Here is a 15,131-nt window from a genome sequence, read left to right as displayed (position 1 = left end):
AGTTGGTAAATTTGTCCGTTATGGAAGAGAATCTGAAGCGCGTGCGCGAAGAAATAGAGAAAAGCCGTGAGCACAGCGTAACAGGCGAAGAGGTAAAACTCATTGCCGTTACGAAAACCCACGGCGTCGATGCTATTGAGGAAGCCATTAAACTCGGCGTTACCGATATTGGAGAAAACAAAGTTCAAGAGCTTACGGAAAAAATGGACATTATCGGCGATAAGGTTCGCTATCATATGATTGGAAACTTGCAATCAAATAAGGTAAAATATATCTATCGAGATGTCGCTCTAATTCATTCGCTGGATCGTTTGTCTCTGGCAAAGGAAATTGAAAAGCGCGCCGAGCAAACCGATCATATTGTTCCCTGTTTGGTACAGGTCAATATAGGCGATGAAGCTTCCAAGGGGGGCTTGGCTTACGACGGCGTGTTGCCTTTTTTAGAATCCATTCTCGACTATGAACACATCAAAGTCGAAGGATTAATGGCAATTGCACCGAATGTAGAGGATGAGGCGTATTTAAGAAAACTATTTCGAAAAATGTTCGCCCTCAAAGAAGACATTGAAAGACGCCGGTATGAAGGGGTTCATATGAATCATCTTTCCATGGGCATGAGTAATGATTTTACCATTGCCATTGAAGAAGGCGCGAACATGGTACGTGTGGGCAGTCGTATTTTTGGAAAACGACATTATTAAGGAGGAAGACATGGCAGATTTCGGCAGTAAATTAAAAAAAGCATTTGGTTTTGGTGACGATTACGATTACGATGACGAGTACGAATACACAGAAGATGAGAAATTCCAAACAACGGAAGTAGAACCTATTACGACGACTCGTACACAAAAAGCGGCTCCTTCCGTTCGCCACAAAGATAACGGCAGCGTCCTCAGTATTCAAACCAAGGCGTCAATGGTTATTACCATTCACGAACCTTTAAGTTACGATGAGTCGCCGAAGATTGTAGACGATCTTAAAGAACACAAGGCTGTCGTTTTAAACTTTGAACAATTGGATCTCGACGTTAAACGGGAAATTTTCGATTTCGTAAACGGCGCTCTTTATGCCATCGAAGGCAAGATTCAAAAGGTAAACAAAGACATTTTCATTCTTGCACCGGCAAACATCGCCATCGACGGTTTAAAAGAAGAGCTTCAAAACTCGGGCATTTTCCCCTGGTAATATGCTCGACAAGAATTTAATCTTACAACATATTCAAGAACCTGAAAAAATCACTATGCTGCGTCATATCCTTGATTTACCGGAGATCGCTTCGAGAAATTATACAGTGACAGCTAGTGATTTTTTAGATCCTTACGAGCAACGACTCGTACAATCCATTCTTCATCATTTTCCCGATGTCGACGCCCATTTCTATCCGGAAGGGGAGAGAGAACGTAAAATCATCGTATTTTCACCGCCCTTTGTCGAAACGAGCGAGGAAGTGGTAGCCTTTAAATTTCAGCCTAAGGAAGAAGTGAGCCATCGGGAGGTTTTGGGATCAATAGTATCCATCGGCATCGAGAGAAGCAAAATCGGCGACATTGTCATAGAAGACGGAGTCTATGTCTTTGCAAAAAGGGAAATTGCCAATTTCATCGCACTCACCCTAACAAAAATAAGACATCAGCCGGTAAAGGGGGAATTGATTCCGGTTGACGACGTACCCGTTCCCGAAGAGCCTTGGCTAAAAAATACGGCGGTAGTACAATCCATGCGAATCGACGCCGTCGTGCGTGCCGTTACACATTTTTCACGAGATGATATTCGGGGAAAACTCGCTAAAGGCTTTATTAAAATTAACTTTAAGTCGATTAAAAAGGCTCATGAAGAAGTTAAGCCGGGGGATCTCTTGTCGGTTAGAGGCTTTGGCCGCATCGCCGTATTCGATGATATAGCCGTAACGAAAAAGGGAAAAGTCAGATTTACCTACGGAACATTATAACAATAGGAGAACTATGGTCAGTATATTATTAATTGCACTTATCGCGCTGGACCAACTAAGTAAATTGTGGGTTCTTGCCAATTTAAAAGGAGCGGAAGCTATGGAAATCATTCCTAATTTCTTCCAACTCCTTTACGTGGAAAATCGCGGAGCCGCCTTCGGTATTTTACAAGACGGGCGTCCGCTTTTTATCGTGATTACCCTCGCCGTTATCGGCGGTTTGGTTTACGGCCTTTACGGCAAACGACACGAACTTAGCCGCGTCATGGAAATAGCCCTTGTCTTAATCTTAGCCGGCGCCATCGGAAACTTTATCGATCGATTGCGTCTACACTATGTCGTAGACTTTTTATCCTTCGACTTTTTCGGCCATCCCTTTGCCGTTTTTAATTTGGCAGACAGCATGATTGTCATCGGCACTCTTCTTCTTATCATTCAATTATTTTTGAAAGAAGAGAAAGCGTCATGAAGACCCGTTTATTTGTAGCTGACCGGGGTGGTGTTCGTCTGGATATCTATTTGGCGGATCAGCTGGAAATGAATCGCTCCCAAATAAAAAACGGCATAACATCCGGTCGAATTCTCGTCAACGGAAAAAAAGTAAAGGCGGGCTACAGTTTAAAAACGGGGGATGAAATTCACTTCGAGGAAGAAGAGGAGCACGTGATCGAGCCGAAAGATTTAGGCGTGAACATACTCTACGAAGACGACTACATTGCCTGCGTTGACAAACCTTACGGCCTCGTCGTGCACCCCGGCGCCGGGGAAGAAGAGGAAACCCTGGTTCATCACATCCTCTGGCGTTTCGGCAAAGTGGCAAAGGGCAGCGATCCCTTGCGACCCGGCATCGTTCATCGCCTGGACAAAGACACCTCCGGCGTCATGGTCGTCGCCAAGACAGACGAAGCCTATGACGGCCTTATAGAATGTTTTAAAACGCGAGCCGTGGAAAAACGCTACGACGCCATTTGCCACGGTGTGATTCGTGAAATGGGAACCATCGATTCTCCCATAGGTCGTGATCCTCGCCGTCGCACACAAATGGCGGTGAACGTTCATCCATCCAAACCTGCTCACACGATTTACGAGCCGGTCATGGGTTTTCGCGATTCCACATTATTAAAGGTGCAGATTTTAACGGGAAGAACCCATCAAATTCGCGTTCACTTGCAATCTATACATCACCCCGTGGTCGGAGATCCCATTTACGGCGTTAAAAGAGAACGTAACGGAAAGCTTCTGCTTCACAGTGCAAGCATCAAATTTCGCCACCCCATAACCGACGAAATAATCTATGCGGAAGCTCCCATGCCGGAACGTTTACTTTCATATATACGAAAGGAGGAAGGCGACCTATGCATAAAATACTAGACGAACTGGCCATTAAGCGCGCCATCGCCCGCATTGCCAACGAAATAATCGAAAGCAATAAAGGGCTCGACGACGTGGTGTTGATCGGCATCATAACGAGGGGAGAATTTTTGGCTCGTCGCCTTTGTGAAAAGCTGGAGGAAATTGAAAACATTCGCGTCCCCGTCTACAGTCTTAATCCGGAATTTTTCCGAGATGATCGTCGCCATCACGATTTTACAGTCATGGACTTTATGGGAAAAATCGACGATAAGCGCGTCGTATTAGTTGACGACGTACTTTACACCGGCAGGACAGTGCGCGCCGCTATGGATGCCTTAATGGTGAAAGATCGTCCGCGATCGGTACAGCTGGTAGGTCTCGTGGACAGAGGCCATCGGGAACTCCCCATTCGCGGTGATTTTATCGGAAAAAATGTTCCCACATCCCAATCGGAAAAAATAATCGTTCATTTAAAAGAATACGACGGGGAAGACGTCGTGTATGTATCGGAATGAGAAGAATAAAACTCACGCATCGAAAAGGTGCGTGAGTTTTTGCATTTAGAGCAAATCGATTCGCGTCTCTCTCGGTTTGCGATCGGAGGTAAAGACTTTGTCGATGGCGTCGATGATCTGTCTGCGAACGGTTTTGGATTTAGTAATGATCATGTCATCGCTGACGCCGGTGCAGTAGTTAACGACGTGATTGATGTTGGCGTAGTGAAGGCCAAGTTCCCTTGCAAGGACTACTTCCGGAACATTGGTCATGCCTACGACGTCGCCGCCGATGGATGCGTAAAATTTTATTTCCGCTTTCGATTCAAAGCGAGGGCCTTCTGTAGAAACGTAGACGCCACGTGGCAATGTTTCGCCGAAAGCGCGTTCGAATTCTTCGTTTAGAATAGGATCGTAAGGCGTATCCATGGCGATGTGCTTCGCTTCGTTGTGATCACCGTCATAAAATGTATTGGGTCTTGATTTCGTAAAATCTAAAAAATCTTCCGATAAAACGACGGCGTCGGGGCCGAATTGTTTTTTCAAACTTCCCACGGCACTGATGCCGTAAACTTCCGTGACGCCTAATTCTTTCAGTGCCCAAATGTTGGCGCGGTAAGGTACTTGATGGGGTGGAATGGTATGATCGGCTCCGTGACGGGAGACGAATACGTAGGGTTTGTCTTTTGGAAAAAAGATTTTCGCGTCGCCGTAGGGAGTGTGCATTAATTTTTCTTCGGCGTTTTGAAAGGGGGCTTCAAAGCCTGTTCCGCCGATAATTCCGTAATACATATTGACCTCGTTTCTCTCGTTTCTATTCTTCCGTTATGGTACTATTATACATGGAAAGTGAGGGAAATATGGACTTTGATCGAGATCTTGCCTATATGTTGCAGGCAAAGCACGTGGCCTATTATGAAGACGGATTGGTATCGATTTTAGATCGACGCATTTATCCCGTCAAAATTGAATATGTTCGCTGCAAAACCTATGTAGAGGTTCGCGACGCCATTCGCGCTATGGTGACGCAATCGGCCGGGCCTTATACGGCGGCGGCCATGGGCATGGCGTTGGCGGCGTATGAATCGCGGCATTTAAAAGGCGATGCACGCTATGGATTTTTAAAGGAAGCGGCTCACTGCATTGCCCATGCGCGTCCTACGACGTCGGGGCGAATGGCGCAGGTAACATCGGGCTCTTTGGAAGTGGCAAAAAAATATTTAGACGATGAGCATCTGGATGATATTTTGCGCGATTATGCGCTGAAATCCATGGAGCGGCGCTACAGTGCCATCGATCGCGTGGCAGAGCATTTTATGCCCGTTATTCCCGATGAAGGTACGATCATGACGCAATGTTTCGGCGAAACGATTATCGGTATGTTGGCTCGCCATATTAAAAGGAGCGACAAAAAGATTCGCTTTGTCTGCCCGGAAACCCGTCCTTTTTTACAAGGTGCCCGCTTTACGGCTTCGGTATTTAAGGATATGAACATGGACGTTACGGTGATTACGGATAATATGGTGGCAGCCTATATGGAAAATGAAGGGGTAAGCCTTTTTACTTCAGCGGCGGATTCTATTTGTATGGACGGCACTATTGTCAACAAAGTGGGAACGCATCAAATTGCTATTTTATGCCGACACTTCGCCATTCCCTATTATGCTACGGGAATTCCCGATATGCACATTCATAGCGCGAAGGATATTACCATTGAAATGCGAGATCCTGAAGAAAGTTTATCGGCCCACGGCATAAAGCACACGCTGGATGGCGTAAAGGGTTATTATCCCGCCTTCGATGTGACGCCTCCGGAACTGGTAACCGGTATCGTAACGGATCTCGGCATTTTCGAATCGAATGATTTAAAACGCTATGAAGAATTAAAAGGAGAGGGCGATTTTTATTTCGCCGTGTAATATGGACGCAGATTTAAAACGACAAATCGATTTTATTTATACACTGGAAAAAATGAAGACCGTCTACCGAAGGACCCACTTAGTTTTCGGCGATCGCTACGAAAATGATGCGGAGCATAGCTTTCACATCGCCGCCATGGCGTTGATTTTAAAAGACCATGCGCCGTCCAATGTGGATATAGGACGTGTCGTATCCATGCTCTTATTTCACGATGTAGTGGAAATCGAAGCGGGGGATACTTTCGCGTACGATAAGGAATTAAACAAATCTAAGCGGGAGAGGGAAGTGGCGGCGGCAGACAAGCTATACGGATCGCTTCCGAAAGATTTAGGCGACGAATTTCGAAATTTGTGGGAAGAATTTGAAGCGCAGGAAACGCCGGAATCTCATTTTGCCCTGGCCATGGATCGCATGGAACCCATTCTTTTAAATGCGGCGCGGGACGGCGGCAGCTGGAATGAACACCACATTCGCTACGAGGATGTGTTGGATCGTATTGCGCCCATTAAGCGCTATCCGAAACTCTATGACGTGATTTTAAGAAAAGTAGATGATTATTTTAATGAAGAGGTAAATCATGACAAAGATATTACTGGTTGAAGATGAAACTTCTATTCGCAAATTTATAAAAATCAACTTGGAGCGAGAAGGCTTTGACGTATACGAAGCAGGAAGCGGCGAAGAGGGCCTCGACATCGCCAAAGAAAAACAGCCGGACATCGTCCTGCTCGATATTATGCTTCCGGGAATCGACGGTTTTGAAGTGTGCGATCGCTTGCGCGCATCGTTCCCCGGTCTCGGCATTATTATGCTGACGGCTAAGGCGGAAGATTACGATAAGATTATGGGCCTTCAAAGCGGTACGGACGATTACCTCACAAAGCCCTTTAACCCTACGGAGCTTACTTTGCGCATTAAATCTCTGGAGCGTCGCATTGGAAAGGATGTGGCGGCGAAAAAGGGGAATCGTTATTTGGAAAGCGGCGATTTTAAAATTGATGTTTACGGCCATAAATTTTATAAAGGGGAACGAGAGATCGAACTCACCCCTACGGAACATGAAATCGTCAAGCTTTTCATGAATAATGTCAACCGCGCCCTAAGTCGCGACGAAATTTTAAACGCCGTTTGGGGCGAAGAATTTTTAGGCGACAGTAAAATTGTCGATGTGAACATCCGTCGTTTGCGTTCGAAAATTGAAGAGGATGCCGCCCATCCCGTGTATATTGAAACGGTTTGGGGCGTAGGCTATCGTTGGAAAATAAATAATTGATTCTATGAAACATTCTATTCGAGCGGTCATTACGCGAAATTTCGTCGCCCTTATCCTCTTAACGGTTAGTTTGCTCGACGTATTTTTGATCTTGGGTTTTCGCCAATATACTTATAACGGCGTGCGTTATTATTTGGAACAGCAATTAAACAGTTCCTATTATACTTACGAGCGCTATTTTAAAAACGTCGATTTGGAAATGCTTTTAGAGAGCGATTACAATATGATTTTTAATCAGTCGGGAGGACAGGTGCAGTTAATCGGCAATGATGGGCAGCTCCTTTACGATTCCATCGGCGCCATTAACGACCCCGTTAAAGATTATCCTGATGTGCAATCGGCTTTAAAAGGTCAGAGCGGATCGCGGGTCGGTAAAGTAGCCTATTCCGATACGCCGGTGCTTTCCGTATCCCGTCCTTTGTTTTCGGAAGATCATGGACTCTTAGGCGTCTTGCGCTATACTTCGTCTTTGGCGCCTGCCCATCGATCGGTGTTGACGCTGACGCGGTATTTACTTATGCTTACCTTTTTGGTCATCCTTATTTCGGTAATCGTCAGCCGATTTTTGGCGAAGGGCATAACCAGGCCTATTGAAGAAATTCAATCTACCGCCATTCAGTTGGCGGACGGGCAGTACAAAAAACGGATTTACATGAAGCGCGACGATGAACTGGGGCAGCTCGCCCAATCCATTAATACATTAGCGGCGGAAATCGTGAGGAAGGAGCAGGTGAAGAATGATTTTATTTCTTCCATCAGCCACGAGCTTCGCACGCCCTTAACTTCTATTCGCGGATGGGCCGCTATTTTAAAGGACACGGACCCGGAAGATAAAGAAGTGCTCACGGAAGGCTTTCATATTATCGAAAGCGAAACGGAAAGACTTTCAAAAATGGTGGAGGAGTTATTGGATTTTTCGCGCTATATTTCCGGGCGCATCACCCTTAAAAAGGATCAATTCGACATTACCTCTACCTGCGAAGGCATTTTAAAACAAATGGAACCTAGAGCGCGGAAGCAGGAAATTCATCTGATTAATGAGGTCAACGACGATATTGTTCTCGTTACAGCCGATGAAGATCGTATTCGCCAGGTACTCATTAATCTTATCGACAATGCCATTAAATTTACCGATCCCGGCGGTTGGGTTTTACTGGAGGCTCGGAAAAATTATCCCAATTACGAAATCATCGTTTCCGATAACGGCGTAGGCATGGATGAAAATGAATTGCGCCTTGCCAAAGAAAAATTCTATAAGGGCAAGCATTCCAATTCCCATTCGGGCCTCGGCCTTTCCATTGCGGAAGAGATTATAAAACTCCATAACGGCGAAATTCAAATCGTCTCGGAGAAAAATGTGGGAACGTCGATTCGCGTTTTTATTCCCTTGGAAAACGAGGCTGTATCATGAAACGATTAAAATATTTACTTCTGATGCTATGTGCCCTTATGTTGACATCCTGCACCTCTGTTGACAGGGAATACCAGCTGATCGAGCGCCCGGAAATCAACCGTTCGCCCCTTCAGGGACGGTGGATTGTAACGAGTGTGGAGGCTCAAACAAATGATGCAAATGATCTCCAATCCATTGTCGGCTCCGATGCGATTTTTGCTCCTCACGCCGTGGTGTTTGCGTCTCAAAAAATCGTCGATCCCGAATATACGGTTAAAAAAGGTAAAACTGACTATTTAATGAAAGTAGGGTATAATAAGACGAAAGAAGACCTGGATATTTCAAATGACAGTCTCTTTGTCATTACCATTTACGATAAAGAGCGCCCGCTTTTTACCGTCTATCGCGAAAAAGAGGACGTCGCCTATATCGATATCTATGGTAACTTATTGCAATTGGTTAAGACCAAGCGTAGTCTCGACGATCAACAGCTTCAAAATTTATTGAAAACTTTAAACTCCGATGCGCGATATTATTCCGGCGCTATGGAGAAGTAGGAGGCAGCATGTTATCTAAAATTTCAGAAAGTTTAAACGGCAATTTCACATATTTGATCATTTTGATCCTGGCCGTTATTATCGGTATTGTCGTCACCTTTATTATTAATATGGCCGGTAAGCGCATGCGTTTTTTACGTTATGTACCGGGGCTTGCCCTCGTGTTTATCGGTATGTTTTCCCTGATGATAGTATTGAACCATCTGTTCGACAGGGGAAGCTTAATGAACATTTACGTGGCGCTGGTATGCGTTACGTCGGGAATATGTTCCTTATTATTTGCTCTTTGCATCGGAATTTATAACAAAGACCGCTATCCCGAAATGTATAGCCCCGACGATCGTCGACGTCGCGACGCGTAAAAGAAGCTCCCTTTGCAAAGGGAGCTTTTTAAATGGCTTTTAACAGAATCAACAATAACATTGATAGAATTAGAAAAAGAATATACTAAAAACAGCTCAATCGTAAAACTGAAACGGTTGAGCTGTTTTTTAATTACACATTAAATTTGAAATTGACTACATCGCCATCGACCATGACATAGTCTTTTCCTTCGCTGCGAATCCAGCCTTTTTCCCGAGCATGGGGGATGGAACCGGCTTCTACGAGTTTATCATACGAAATGGTGTCGGCCTTTATAAAGCCACGTTCGATGTCGGTGTGGATTTTACCTGCCGCTTCGGGGGCTTTGGCACCTTTGCGAATGGTCCAAGCGCGTGTTTCCATTTCTCCTGTGGTAAGGAAGCTGATAAGACCGAGCAAGCTGTAGGAAGCTTTCACTAACCGATCCAGTCCGGAATCGTGGAGGCCCATGGCATCTAGGTATTCCGCCTTATCCTCGTCATCCAGCGCAGCGATTTCTTCTTCAATGGCAGCGGAAATGACAATAGTTTCGTCGTCATCTTTAGAAGCAAATTCCCGTACGCGATCGACGTATTCGTTGCCTGTCAGAATATCATCTTCCGATACATTGGCAGCGTAAATAACCGGCTTCATCGTCAAGAGGCTGAAAGAGGAAAGCATTTTAAGCTCATCTTCACTGTAATCTAAAGAGCGGGCAGGCTTTTCAGCTTCCAGTGTGGCGATCATTTTTTCGATTAATTCTTTTTCCGGTTGTAAACTCTTATCGCCTTTTAATTGCTTTTTAACCCGTTCCAGACGTTTTTCCAAAATTTCCAAATCGGAGAAAATAAGTTCGAGGTTAATGGTTTCGATGTCGCGAATAGGATCGACACTGCCTTCTACGTGAATAATATTTTCATCGTCGAAGCATCGTACCACGTGAACGAGAGCATCTACTTCTCGAATGTGGGATAAAAATTGATTGCCCAATCCTTCACCTTTGCTGGCGCCTTTTACAAGACCGGCTATGTCGGCGAATTCGATAGTGGCGTAAATGATTTTTTTCGATTGGCTAATGGCGCTTAGTTTATCTAAACGGCGATCTTTTACTTCCACCATGCCAACATTCGGCTCGATCGTCGCGAATGGGTAGTTGGCGGCTTCGGCGCCTGCTTGGGTTATGGCGTTAAATAAAGTAGACTTACCTACATTGGGCAGTCCGATAATTCCTAATTTCATTGTCGTCTCCTCTTTTTATAATCGAATCCATTATAACATAGAAATTCTTGTATTTTCAGCGGATCGTTTCCATTTTATTCCTTCATCATGTATAATATGAGAGAAAAGAGAGGTGAAACATGAGTGCTATAGTAGTTAGTGAACTCACAAAAAAGTTTCGTCGTCAATTAGTTTTTAACAACTTTAATCTGGAAGTATTTGATGGCGAAATATTTTCAGTTATGGGCCTTTCCGGCTCGGGAAAGACGACATTGGCACGCATTTTATTTAATTTTTATAAACCGAACAGGGGCAGCGTTACCGTGTTCGATATGAGTGCGCAAAAGGAAGCGAAATCGGTTAAGGAATTTACGAGCTATATTCCGGAAGATGTTTGGATCTACGATAATTTAAAACCTGTCGCTTTATTTAAACATACTCTTGCATTCCACGGATTGAAAAATACAGACGATATTCAATCCTTGATGGAATATTTTGAATTGGATAATAAACATAAATTTATCGACTTGACGGATTCCGAACGGAAGCGCGTCGCTATCGTTAATGCCCTGATTACGAAGCCTAAGCTTTTGATCATCGACAATCCTACAAAAGATTTGAATCACGCCATGATGGATAAGTTATTTACGCATCTGAAACGTCTTCAACGTTCTGAAGGTTTATCGGTTTTACTTTTAACCGATGATCTTTCCGTCGGTCAACGTTTCGGCGATCGCGGTGCGTATATTTCCGGCGGCCGCCTCGTTGGGCTCGAGTACTTGAAGGAAAAGAAGAACAACGATAAAGTCCTTCGCATCTTCGATGAATTGGTTTCAGTACCGGCTTTTGAATCCATCGGTTGTGAGCTGATTAAGGACGAATCCGGCGACATTCAATTTTTCTACGACGGCTATTTGCCTACACTTACCACGGTGCTCCACCAAGAAAAAATCAAGAACTTTACCCTTGAAGATGCTCTTTTGGAAAATAAAATTAATTCTTTCGAGTACGGTGACGGATCCAAGAAAATGGCGAGTGTGCCTACAGCCGATGAAGAGGCAGACAAGGCCATGGATAACGATGACACGATTTTGGCATATGATGAAAAATTAATCGAAGACCATAAGGAAGCAGATGACGAATTAACGAATGATTCCGTCGACGAAGCCGGCGAAGGGGACGAAGAAATTTCTGCAGAACCTTTAGATGAAGAATCTCATGACGCTTCCTTAGCGGAAGATCGTGACGCAACCATTGTCATGGATCGCGAAACCATTGAAGCGGCAGATGGTGTTGAACGGGAAAATCCGGTCGATCCTTACAACAGCGACAAATTAATTCACGACAGCAGAAAAACTGCTCCCATTACGGCAGTAGATGACGACGCGTTGGCGGAAGAACAACTTAAATCTGAAGCCGGGAAGGAGGAGGAATAATGGTTTTTGGTCTTGAAATGAAAAGCAATCGAGGCAAAATGATCTGTTGGTGTTTAATCGTTTCCATTTTAACCGCTTTACTAATGGCCTTTTTCCCATTACTGCAAGATGGCAATTTATTATCCCTGGCGAACAGTTTTCGCGACGGTTTTTCCCCTAATATTCAAGGGGTACTCGGTTTAACCGATAATTTGGCGTTCGATAAATTCACCGAATACATTCCCTTTATTTTCCAATACTTGGGAATCCTCTTTGCTATTTTCGCCATTCAATTAGGCGCAAGAGCACTGTCGAAAGAACAAAGTGCAGGTACGATTGAATATCTTTATGCGAACCCGGTCACTCGAACGGAAATTTTCAGCGGAAAATTTTCCGCCAATATGATGCTTTACGGTTTGACCCTTTTGATTGTCATCATTATCGGTTCCTTAGCATCTTATATTTTCGGCATTCGCGACATTCGAAACTTGGTGCTCGTCATGTTGCAAGTGTTTATTTGCATCTTGCTGCTCGGTTTTGAATTTTTATCCATCGGCTTTTTCTACTCGTCAATTTCCTCTCGTTCATCCCATGCGGAAGGTGGATCCTTACTTTTATTTATTGCCATCTTCTTAGTTTGGGCGGCCCTTACCTTAATGGGCGGAAATTTAGTGGCGATCGCAGGTCTTTTCCCGTTCTCAGCGCTTAATCCGCTATATATGGCCGTCGGCTCCGGTTTCCAATGGGCCGGCATCATTGCCAATATTGTTATAGGCGTTTTATTCTGGGTAATAGGATGTATGATCTACAAAAGCAAAGAACTTAAATTTTAAGCAAGTGAGCGACTCCGAGAGTCGCTCTTTTATTCGAGGAGATATATGATTCAATTAATTGCACTGGATTTTGACGGCACCATAGCGGCTAGAAAACAGCCCGTTGACGAAACTATGGTGAACTATATTAATAAATGGAAAAAAGATTATGTGGAAACCGTCATTGTAAGCGGAAGACCTTATCGTTCCTTGAAGCGGGAATTGGAACCGATTCAAGAAGATGTGTATATTGTTTCGAATAACGGTAATTTAATACGTACGAAAAATTCCGAGCAAACACTTTATAAAAATACATTTTCTAAAGATAAGATAAAACCCATCGCCGAAGCCATGATCGCCAGGGGAATTCACCCTATTTTTCACGTGGACAGTTACTTTAAGGGCTACGATCTCGTCACGTTATTCGATACGACGGAAAGGGAAGCGTCTTATATTTCTTTTTACGAGAATTTATACAAGCGCATGACACTGGACGAGGTGTTGGAAGAAGATGTTCTCGTTATGGCAGGTTATACTACAGCCGATGTGTTCTACGATCTGGAAAAAGACGATGCGTTAACTTCCGGGAAGATGACGGCTCATCTTTTAAAGAGCCGCGACAAAAAACTTTCTTTAATCGAGATAATCGGAAACACCAATAAATGGAACGGTCTCGAAAAGCTTGCGGAAATGAAAGGGATCCATGCGAAAGATATTATCGCTTTCGGCGACGATATGAACGACGAATCTATGATCGAACACGCAGGCATTGGCGTCGCTATGGCGTCTGCTCCCGATGAAGTAAAGGCAAAGAGCGATATAATCTGCGAGGAGCCGCCGGAACACTATGGCGCCTTTAAATTGGCGGATAAGATTTTGAATGAGGAGGTAACCGTTGAATATTAACTGGTATCCCGGGCATATGAAAAAAACCATTGAGTCCATTCAATCGGTAAAGAGTCAATGCGATATCGCCATTGTTTTATTGGATGCCCGCATTCCTATGAGCAGTTACAACCCCTTGCTCGACGATACATTTGCCGATTATCCCGTCCTCTATTTATTAAACAAATCCGATCTCGCCGATCCCGATGTTACGGAAGATTGGATTCGATACTTCAAAAGTAGGGAAGATACATCGGCCATTCCATGGACGGCGACAGGCAAAGCCAATATGCGTGCTCTTGTAAAAGCTATTGAAGAGTTAGCTGCGCCCATCCGTGAAAAAGAACGTGCCAAAGGCATGCAAAAGCGCAAACTGCGGGTCATGGTAACGGGCATCCCCAATGTTGGGAAATCAACTTTTATCAATCAATTGGCGGGAAAAAAATCTGCCGCCATCGGCAATCGACCGGGTATTACGAAGACGAATCAATGGATTCGTCACCATTCCGAATTCGATTTATTGGATACGCCGGGCGTGTTATGGCCTAAACTGGATCCGCCCATTCGCGGCCGCCATTTGGCCTTTACGGGATCCATTAAAGATGAAATTATGGATAGAGAAACATTGGCTTTTGAACTTTTAAAAGAAGGAATGGACAAGTTTTACGAATTGATCGCGAAGCGTTACGATTTAAAAGACAACTATTCTGAAGCCATCGAATTGATGGATGGGATCGGCAAGCGCCGCGGCTGTCTAATGCGGGGCGGCGAAATCGACTACACGAAAGTTGCATCGATTATTCTCGATGAGTTTCGAAACGGTACATGGGGTCGCATTAGTTTGGAGCAAGTAGATGACCGACACACACTTTGATTTGGAAGCGCTGAAAGGCCAATACGATTACATCGCCGGCATCGACGAAGTGGGAAGAGGTTGTTTATTCGGCGATGTAGTGGCGGCCTGTGTCATTATGCCGCTGGATCATATGATCGAAGGGATTACGGATTCGAAAAAACTGTCGCCTAAAAAGCGCGCCCTCTACGAAGATGCTATTTTATCGGAAGCCGTCGCCTATGGTTATGGACGTGAAACACCGGAGGTCATCGACCGAATCAATATAAAACAAGCCACCCGTCTTGCTATGAAATCAGCTGCAAAGGAGGTTTTGGATCAAGGATTTCGGGATAAGTCCATATTATTTTTAATCGACGCCGAAACCATCGATCTCGATATTCCTCAACAAGGCGTCATTCACGGCGACGATATATCCTACACCATCGCTTGTGCCTCGATTCTCGCCAAAGAATATAGAGATCGCCTGTGCCTTCAATGGGAAGAAGCATATCCGGGATACGGCATTGCGGGGCATAAAGGTTACGGCACAAAGAAACATCGAGAGGCGATTTTAGAACTTGGGCCGAGTCCCATGCATCGTCGTTCCTTTTTAACCAAGATATTAGCCCATAGAGAAGGCTAGGCACTTGGTTTTTCAGGTCTTGCATTTATGGTATAATGTGAGC

General features: G+C 44.6%; 19 protein-coding genes. 17 read left to right on the top strand and 2 right to left on the bottom strand.

The features are described from left to right. The first annotated feature begins 20 nt into the window (after positions 1 to 20). From HMPREF1863_RS07765 to pyrR, 6 genes are read left to right on the top strand one after another with little or no spacing between them, the layout of a single operon-like run. Positions 21 to 701 (top strand): YggS family pyridoxal phosphate-dependent enzyme, encoded by a 681-nt coding sequence (locus HMPREF1863_RS07765; RefSeq protein WP_198142732.1) that lies wholly within the window; start codon positions 21 to 23, stop codon positions 699 to 701. A 10-nt stretch (positions 702 to 711) separates the two neighbouring features. Beyond that, the gene (locus HMPREF1863_RS07760; RefSeq protein WP_068369620.1) at positions 712 to 1,185 is read left to right on the top strand and encodes a cell division protein SepF; all 474 of its coding nucleotides are present in this window, start codon (positions 712 to 714) and stop codon (positions 1,183 to 1,185) included. Between the two features lies 1 nt (position 1,186). Further along, the gene (locus HMPREF1863_RS07755) at positions 1,187 to 1,948 is read left to right on the top strand and encodes a YlmH family RNA-binding protein (RefSeq protein WP_068369618.1); all 762 of its coding nucleotides are present in this window, start codon (positions 1,187 to 1,189) and stop codon (positions 1,946 to 1,948) included. 13 nt (positions 1,949 to 1,961) lie between these two features. After that, entirely contained in the window at positions 1,962 to 2,417 is a 456-nt protein-coding gene (lspA, locus tag HMPREF1863_RS07750; protein WP_068369615.1) for a signal peptidase II, read from the top strand. After that, on the top strand, positions 2,414 to 3,319 hold the full coding sequence (locus HMPREF1863_RS07745) for an RluA family pseudouridine synthase (RefSeq protein ID WP_068369612.1): 906 nt from the start codon (positions 2,414 to 2,416) through the stop codon (positions 3,317 to 3,319). The genes lspA and HMPREF1863_RS07745 overlap by 4 nt, the downstream gene beginning before the upstream one ends. Further along, a complete protein-coding gene (gene pyrR / locus HMPREF1863_RS07740; protein ID WP_068369609.1) occupies positions 3,304 to 3,816 on the top strand; it encodes a bifunctional pyr operon transcriptional regulator/uracil phosphoribosyltransferase PyrR in 513 nt (170 codons plus the stop codon). Before HMPREF1863_RS07745 ends, pyrR begins: the two co-directional genes overlap by 16 nt. Positions 3,817 to 3,861: 45 nt before the next feature. On the opposite strand, the gene HMPREF1863_RS07735 is transcribed toward pyrR, so the two are convergent. Further along, entirely contained in the window at positions 3,862 to 4,587 is a 726-nt protein-coding gene (locus tag HMPREF1863_RS07735) for an MTAP family purine nucleoside phosphorylase (protein WP_068369606.1), read from the bottom strand. Between the two features lie 35 nt (positions 4,588 to 4,622). Between HMPREF1863_RS07735 and HMPREF1863_RS07730 the strand changes: the two genes are divergently transcribed. From HMPREF1863_RS07730 to HMPREF1863_RS07705, 6 genes are read left to right on the top strand one after another with little or no spacing between them, the layout of a single operon-like run. After that, positions 4,623 to 5,714, top strand: a complete 1,092-nt coding sequence (locus HMPREF1863_RS07730; protein WP_232300140.1) for a s-methyl-5-thioribose-1-phosphate isomerase — start codon at positions 4,623 to 4,625, stop codon at positions 5,712 to 5,714. Between the two features lies 1 nt (position 5,715). Next, a complete protein-coding gene (locus tag HMPREF1863_RS07725) occupies positions 5,716 to 6,315 on the top strand; it encodes an HD domain-containing protein (RefSeq protein WP_068369601.1) in 600 nt (199 codons plus the stop codon). Continuing rightward, entirely contained in the window at positions 6,293 to 6,988 is a 696-nt protein-coding gene (locus tag HMPREF1863_RS07720) for a response regulator transcription factor (protein ID WP_408605346.1), read from the top strand. Before HMPREF1863_RS07725 ends, HMPREF1863_RS07720 begins: the two co-directional genes overlap by 23 nt. 4 nt (positions 6,989 to 6,992) lie before the next feature. Then, entirely contained in the window at positions 6,993 to 8,399 is a 1,407-nt protein-coding gene (locus tag HMPREF1863_RS07715) for a sensor histidine kinase (RefSeq protein WP_068369595.1), read from the top strand. Then, entirely contained in the window at positions 8,396 to 8,938 is a 543-nt protein-coding gene (locus tag HMPREF1863_RS07710; RefSeq protein WP_068369592.1) for a hypothetical protein, read from the top strand. The genes HMPREF1863_RS07715 and HMPREF1863_RS07710 overlap by 4 nt, the downstream gene beginning before the upstream one ends. Positions 8,939 to 8,946: 8 nt before the next feature. Next, positions 8,947 to 9,300: a hypothetical protein gene (locus HMPREF1863_RS07705; protein WP_068369589.1), complete on the top strand. Its 354-nt coding sequence runs from the start codon at positions 8,947 to 8,949 to the stop codon at positions 9,298 to 9,300. Between the two features lie 133 nt (positions 9,301 to 9,433). On the opposite strand, the gene ychF is transcribed toward HMPREF1863_RS07705, so the two are convergent. Further along, entirely contained in the window at positions 9,434 to 10,519 is a 1,086-nt protein-coding gene (ychF, locus tag HMPREF1863_RS07700) for a redox-regulated ATPase YchF (protein WP_068369587.1), read from the bottom strand. A gap of 119 nt (positions 10,520 to 10,638) precedes the next feature. Between ychF and HMPREF1863_RS07695 the strand changes: the two genes are divergently transcribed. The 5 genes from HMPREF1863_RS07695 to HMPREF1863_RS07675 are packed head-to-tail and all read left to right on the top strand — an operon-like array spanning position 10,639 to position 15,088. Next, positions 10,639 to 11,934: an ABC transporter ATP-binding protein gene (locus HMPREF1863_RS07695; protein ID WP_068369584.1), complete on the top strand. Its 1,296-nt coding sequence runs from the start codon at positions 10,639 to 10,641 to the stop codon at positions 11,932 to 11,934. After that, positions 11,934 to 12,746, top strand: coding sequence for an ABC transporter permease subunit (locus HMPREF1863_RS07690; protein ID WP_068369581.1), 813 nt, complete (start codon positions 11,934 to 11,936; stop codon positions 12,744 to 12,746). The genes HMPREF1863_RS07695 and HMPREF1863_RS07690 overlap by 1 nt, the downstream gene beginning before the upstream one ends. Positions 12,747 to 12,791: 45 nt before the next feature. Beyond that, a complete protein-coding gene (locus HMPREF1863_RS07685; RefSeq protein ID WP_068369579.1) occupies positions 12,792 to 13,631 on the top strand; it encodes an HAD-IIB family hydrolase in 840 nt (279 codons plus the stop codon). Further along, the gene (ylqF, locus tag HMPREF1863_RS07680; RefSeq protein WP_068369577.1) at positions 13,621 to 14,484 is read left to right on the top strand and encodes a ribosome biogenesis GTPase YlqF; all 864 of its coding nucleotides are present in this window, start codon (positions 13,621 to 13,623) and stop codon (positions 14,482 to 14,484) included. Before HMPREF1863_RS07685 ends, ylqF begins: the two co-directional genes overlap by 11 nt. Further along, on the top strand, positions 14,465 to 15,088 hold the full coding sequence (locus HMPREF1863_RS07675; protein ID WP_068369570.1) for a ribonuclease HII: 624 nt from the start codon (positions 14,465 to 14,467) through the stop codon (positions 15,086 to 15,088). The genes ylqF and HMPREF1863_RS07675 overlap by 20 nt, the downstream gene beginning before the upstream one ends. Positions 15,089 to 15,131 lie beyond the last annotated feature (43 nt).

It is taken from the genome of Aedoeadaptatus coxii (genome assembly GCF_001553115.1).
GTDB lineage: Bacteria > Bacillota > Clostridia > Tissierellales > Peptoniphilaceae > Aedoeadaptatus > Aedoeadaptatus coxii.
Note: the sequence above shows the minus strand (reverse complement) of the source record. Positions and strands in the feature narration are given on the sequence as shown.

What these genes read in the sequence shown, in the direction of transcription:
- HMPREF1863_RS07690 (WP_068369581.1), top strand. Translation starts at nt 11,934, where the DNA reads ATGGTTTTTGGTCTTGAAATGAAAAGCAATCGAGGCAAAATGATCTGT.
- HMPREF1863_RS07695 (WP_068369584.1), top strand. Translation starts at nt 10,639, where the DNA reads ATGAGTGCTATAGTAGTTAGTGAACTCACAAAAAAGTTTCGTCGTCAA.
- HMPREF1863_RS07710 (WP_068369592.1), top strand. Translation starts at nt 8,396, where the DNA reads ATGAAACGATTAAAATATTTACTTCTGATGCTATGTGCCCTTATGTTG.
- HMPREF1863_RS07720 (WP_408605346.1), top strand. Translation starts at nt 6,293, where the DNA reads ATGACAAAGATATTACTGGTTGAAGATGAAACTTCTATTCGCAAATTT.
- ychF (WP_068369587.1), bottom strand. Translation starts at nt 10,519, where the DNA reads ATGAAATTAGGAATTATCGGACTGCCCAATGTAGGTAAGTCTACTTTA.
- HMPREF1863_RS07760 (WP_068369620.1), top strand. Translation starts at nt 712, where the DNA reads ATGGCAGATTTCGGCAGTAAATTAAAAAAAGCATTTGGTTTTGGTGAC.
- HMPREF1863_RS07730 (WP_232300140.1), top strand. Translation starts at nt 4,623, where the DNA reads ATGGTACTATTATACATGGAAAGTGAGGGAAATATGGACTTTGATCGA.
- HMPREF1863_RS07705 (WP_068369589.1), top strand. Translation starts at nt 8,947, where the DNA reads ATGTTATCTAAAATTTCAGAAAGTTTAAACGGCAATTTCACATATTTG.
- HMPREF1863_RS07725 (WP_068369601.1), top strand. Translation starts at nt 5,716, where the DNA reads ATGGACGCAGATTTAAAACGACAAATCGATTTTATTTATACACTGGAA.
- HMPREF1863_RS07755 (WP_068369618.1), top strand. Translation starts at nt 1,187, where the DNA reads ATGCTCGACAAGAATTTAATCTTACAACATATTCAAGAACCTGAAAAA.
- HMPREF1863_RS07715 (WP_068369595.1), top strand. Translation starts at nt 6,993, where the DNA reads ATGAAACATTCTATTCGAGCGGTCATTACGCGAAATTTCGTCGCCCTT.
- lspA (WP_068369615.1), top strand. Translation starts at nt 1,962, where the DNA reads ATGGTCAGTATATTATTAATTGCACTTATCGCGCTGGACCAACTAAGT.
- pyrR (WP_068369609.1), top strand. Translation starts at nt 3,304, where the DNA reads ATGCATAAAATACTAGACGAACTGGCCATTAAGCGCGCCATCGCCCGC.
- HMPREF1863_RS07735 (WP_068369606.1), bottom strand. Translation starts at nt 4,587, where the DNA reads ATGTATTACGGAATTATCGGCGGAACAGGCTTTGAAGCCCCCTTTCAA.
- HMPREF1863_RS07765 (WP_198142732.1), top strand. Translation starts at nt 21, where the DNA reads ATGGAAGAGAATCTGAAGCGCGTGCGCGAAGAAATAGAGAAAAGCCGT.
- HMPREF1863_RS07675 (WP_068369570.1), top strand. Translation starts at nt 14,465, where the DNA reads ATGACCGACACACACTTTGATTTGGAAGCGCTGAAAGGCCAATACGAT.
- HMPREF1863_RS07745 (WP_068369612.1), top strand. Translation starts at nt 2,414, where the DNA reads ATGAAGACCCGTTTATTTGTAGCTGACCGGGGTGGTGTTCGTCTGGAT.
- HMPREF1863_RS07685 (WP_068369579.1), top strand. Translation starts at nt 12,792, where the DNA reads ATGATTCAATTAATTGCACTGGATTTTGACGGCACCATAGCGGCTAGA.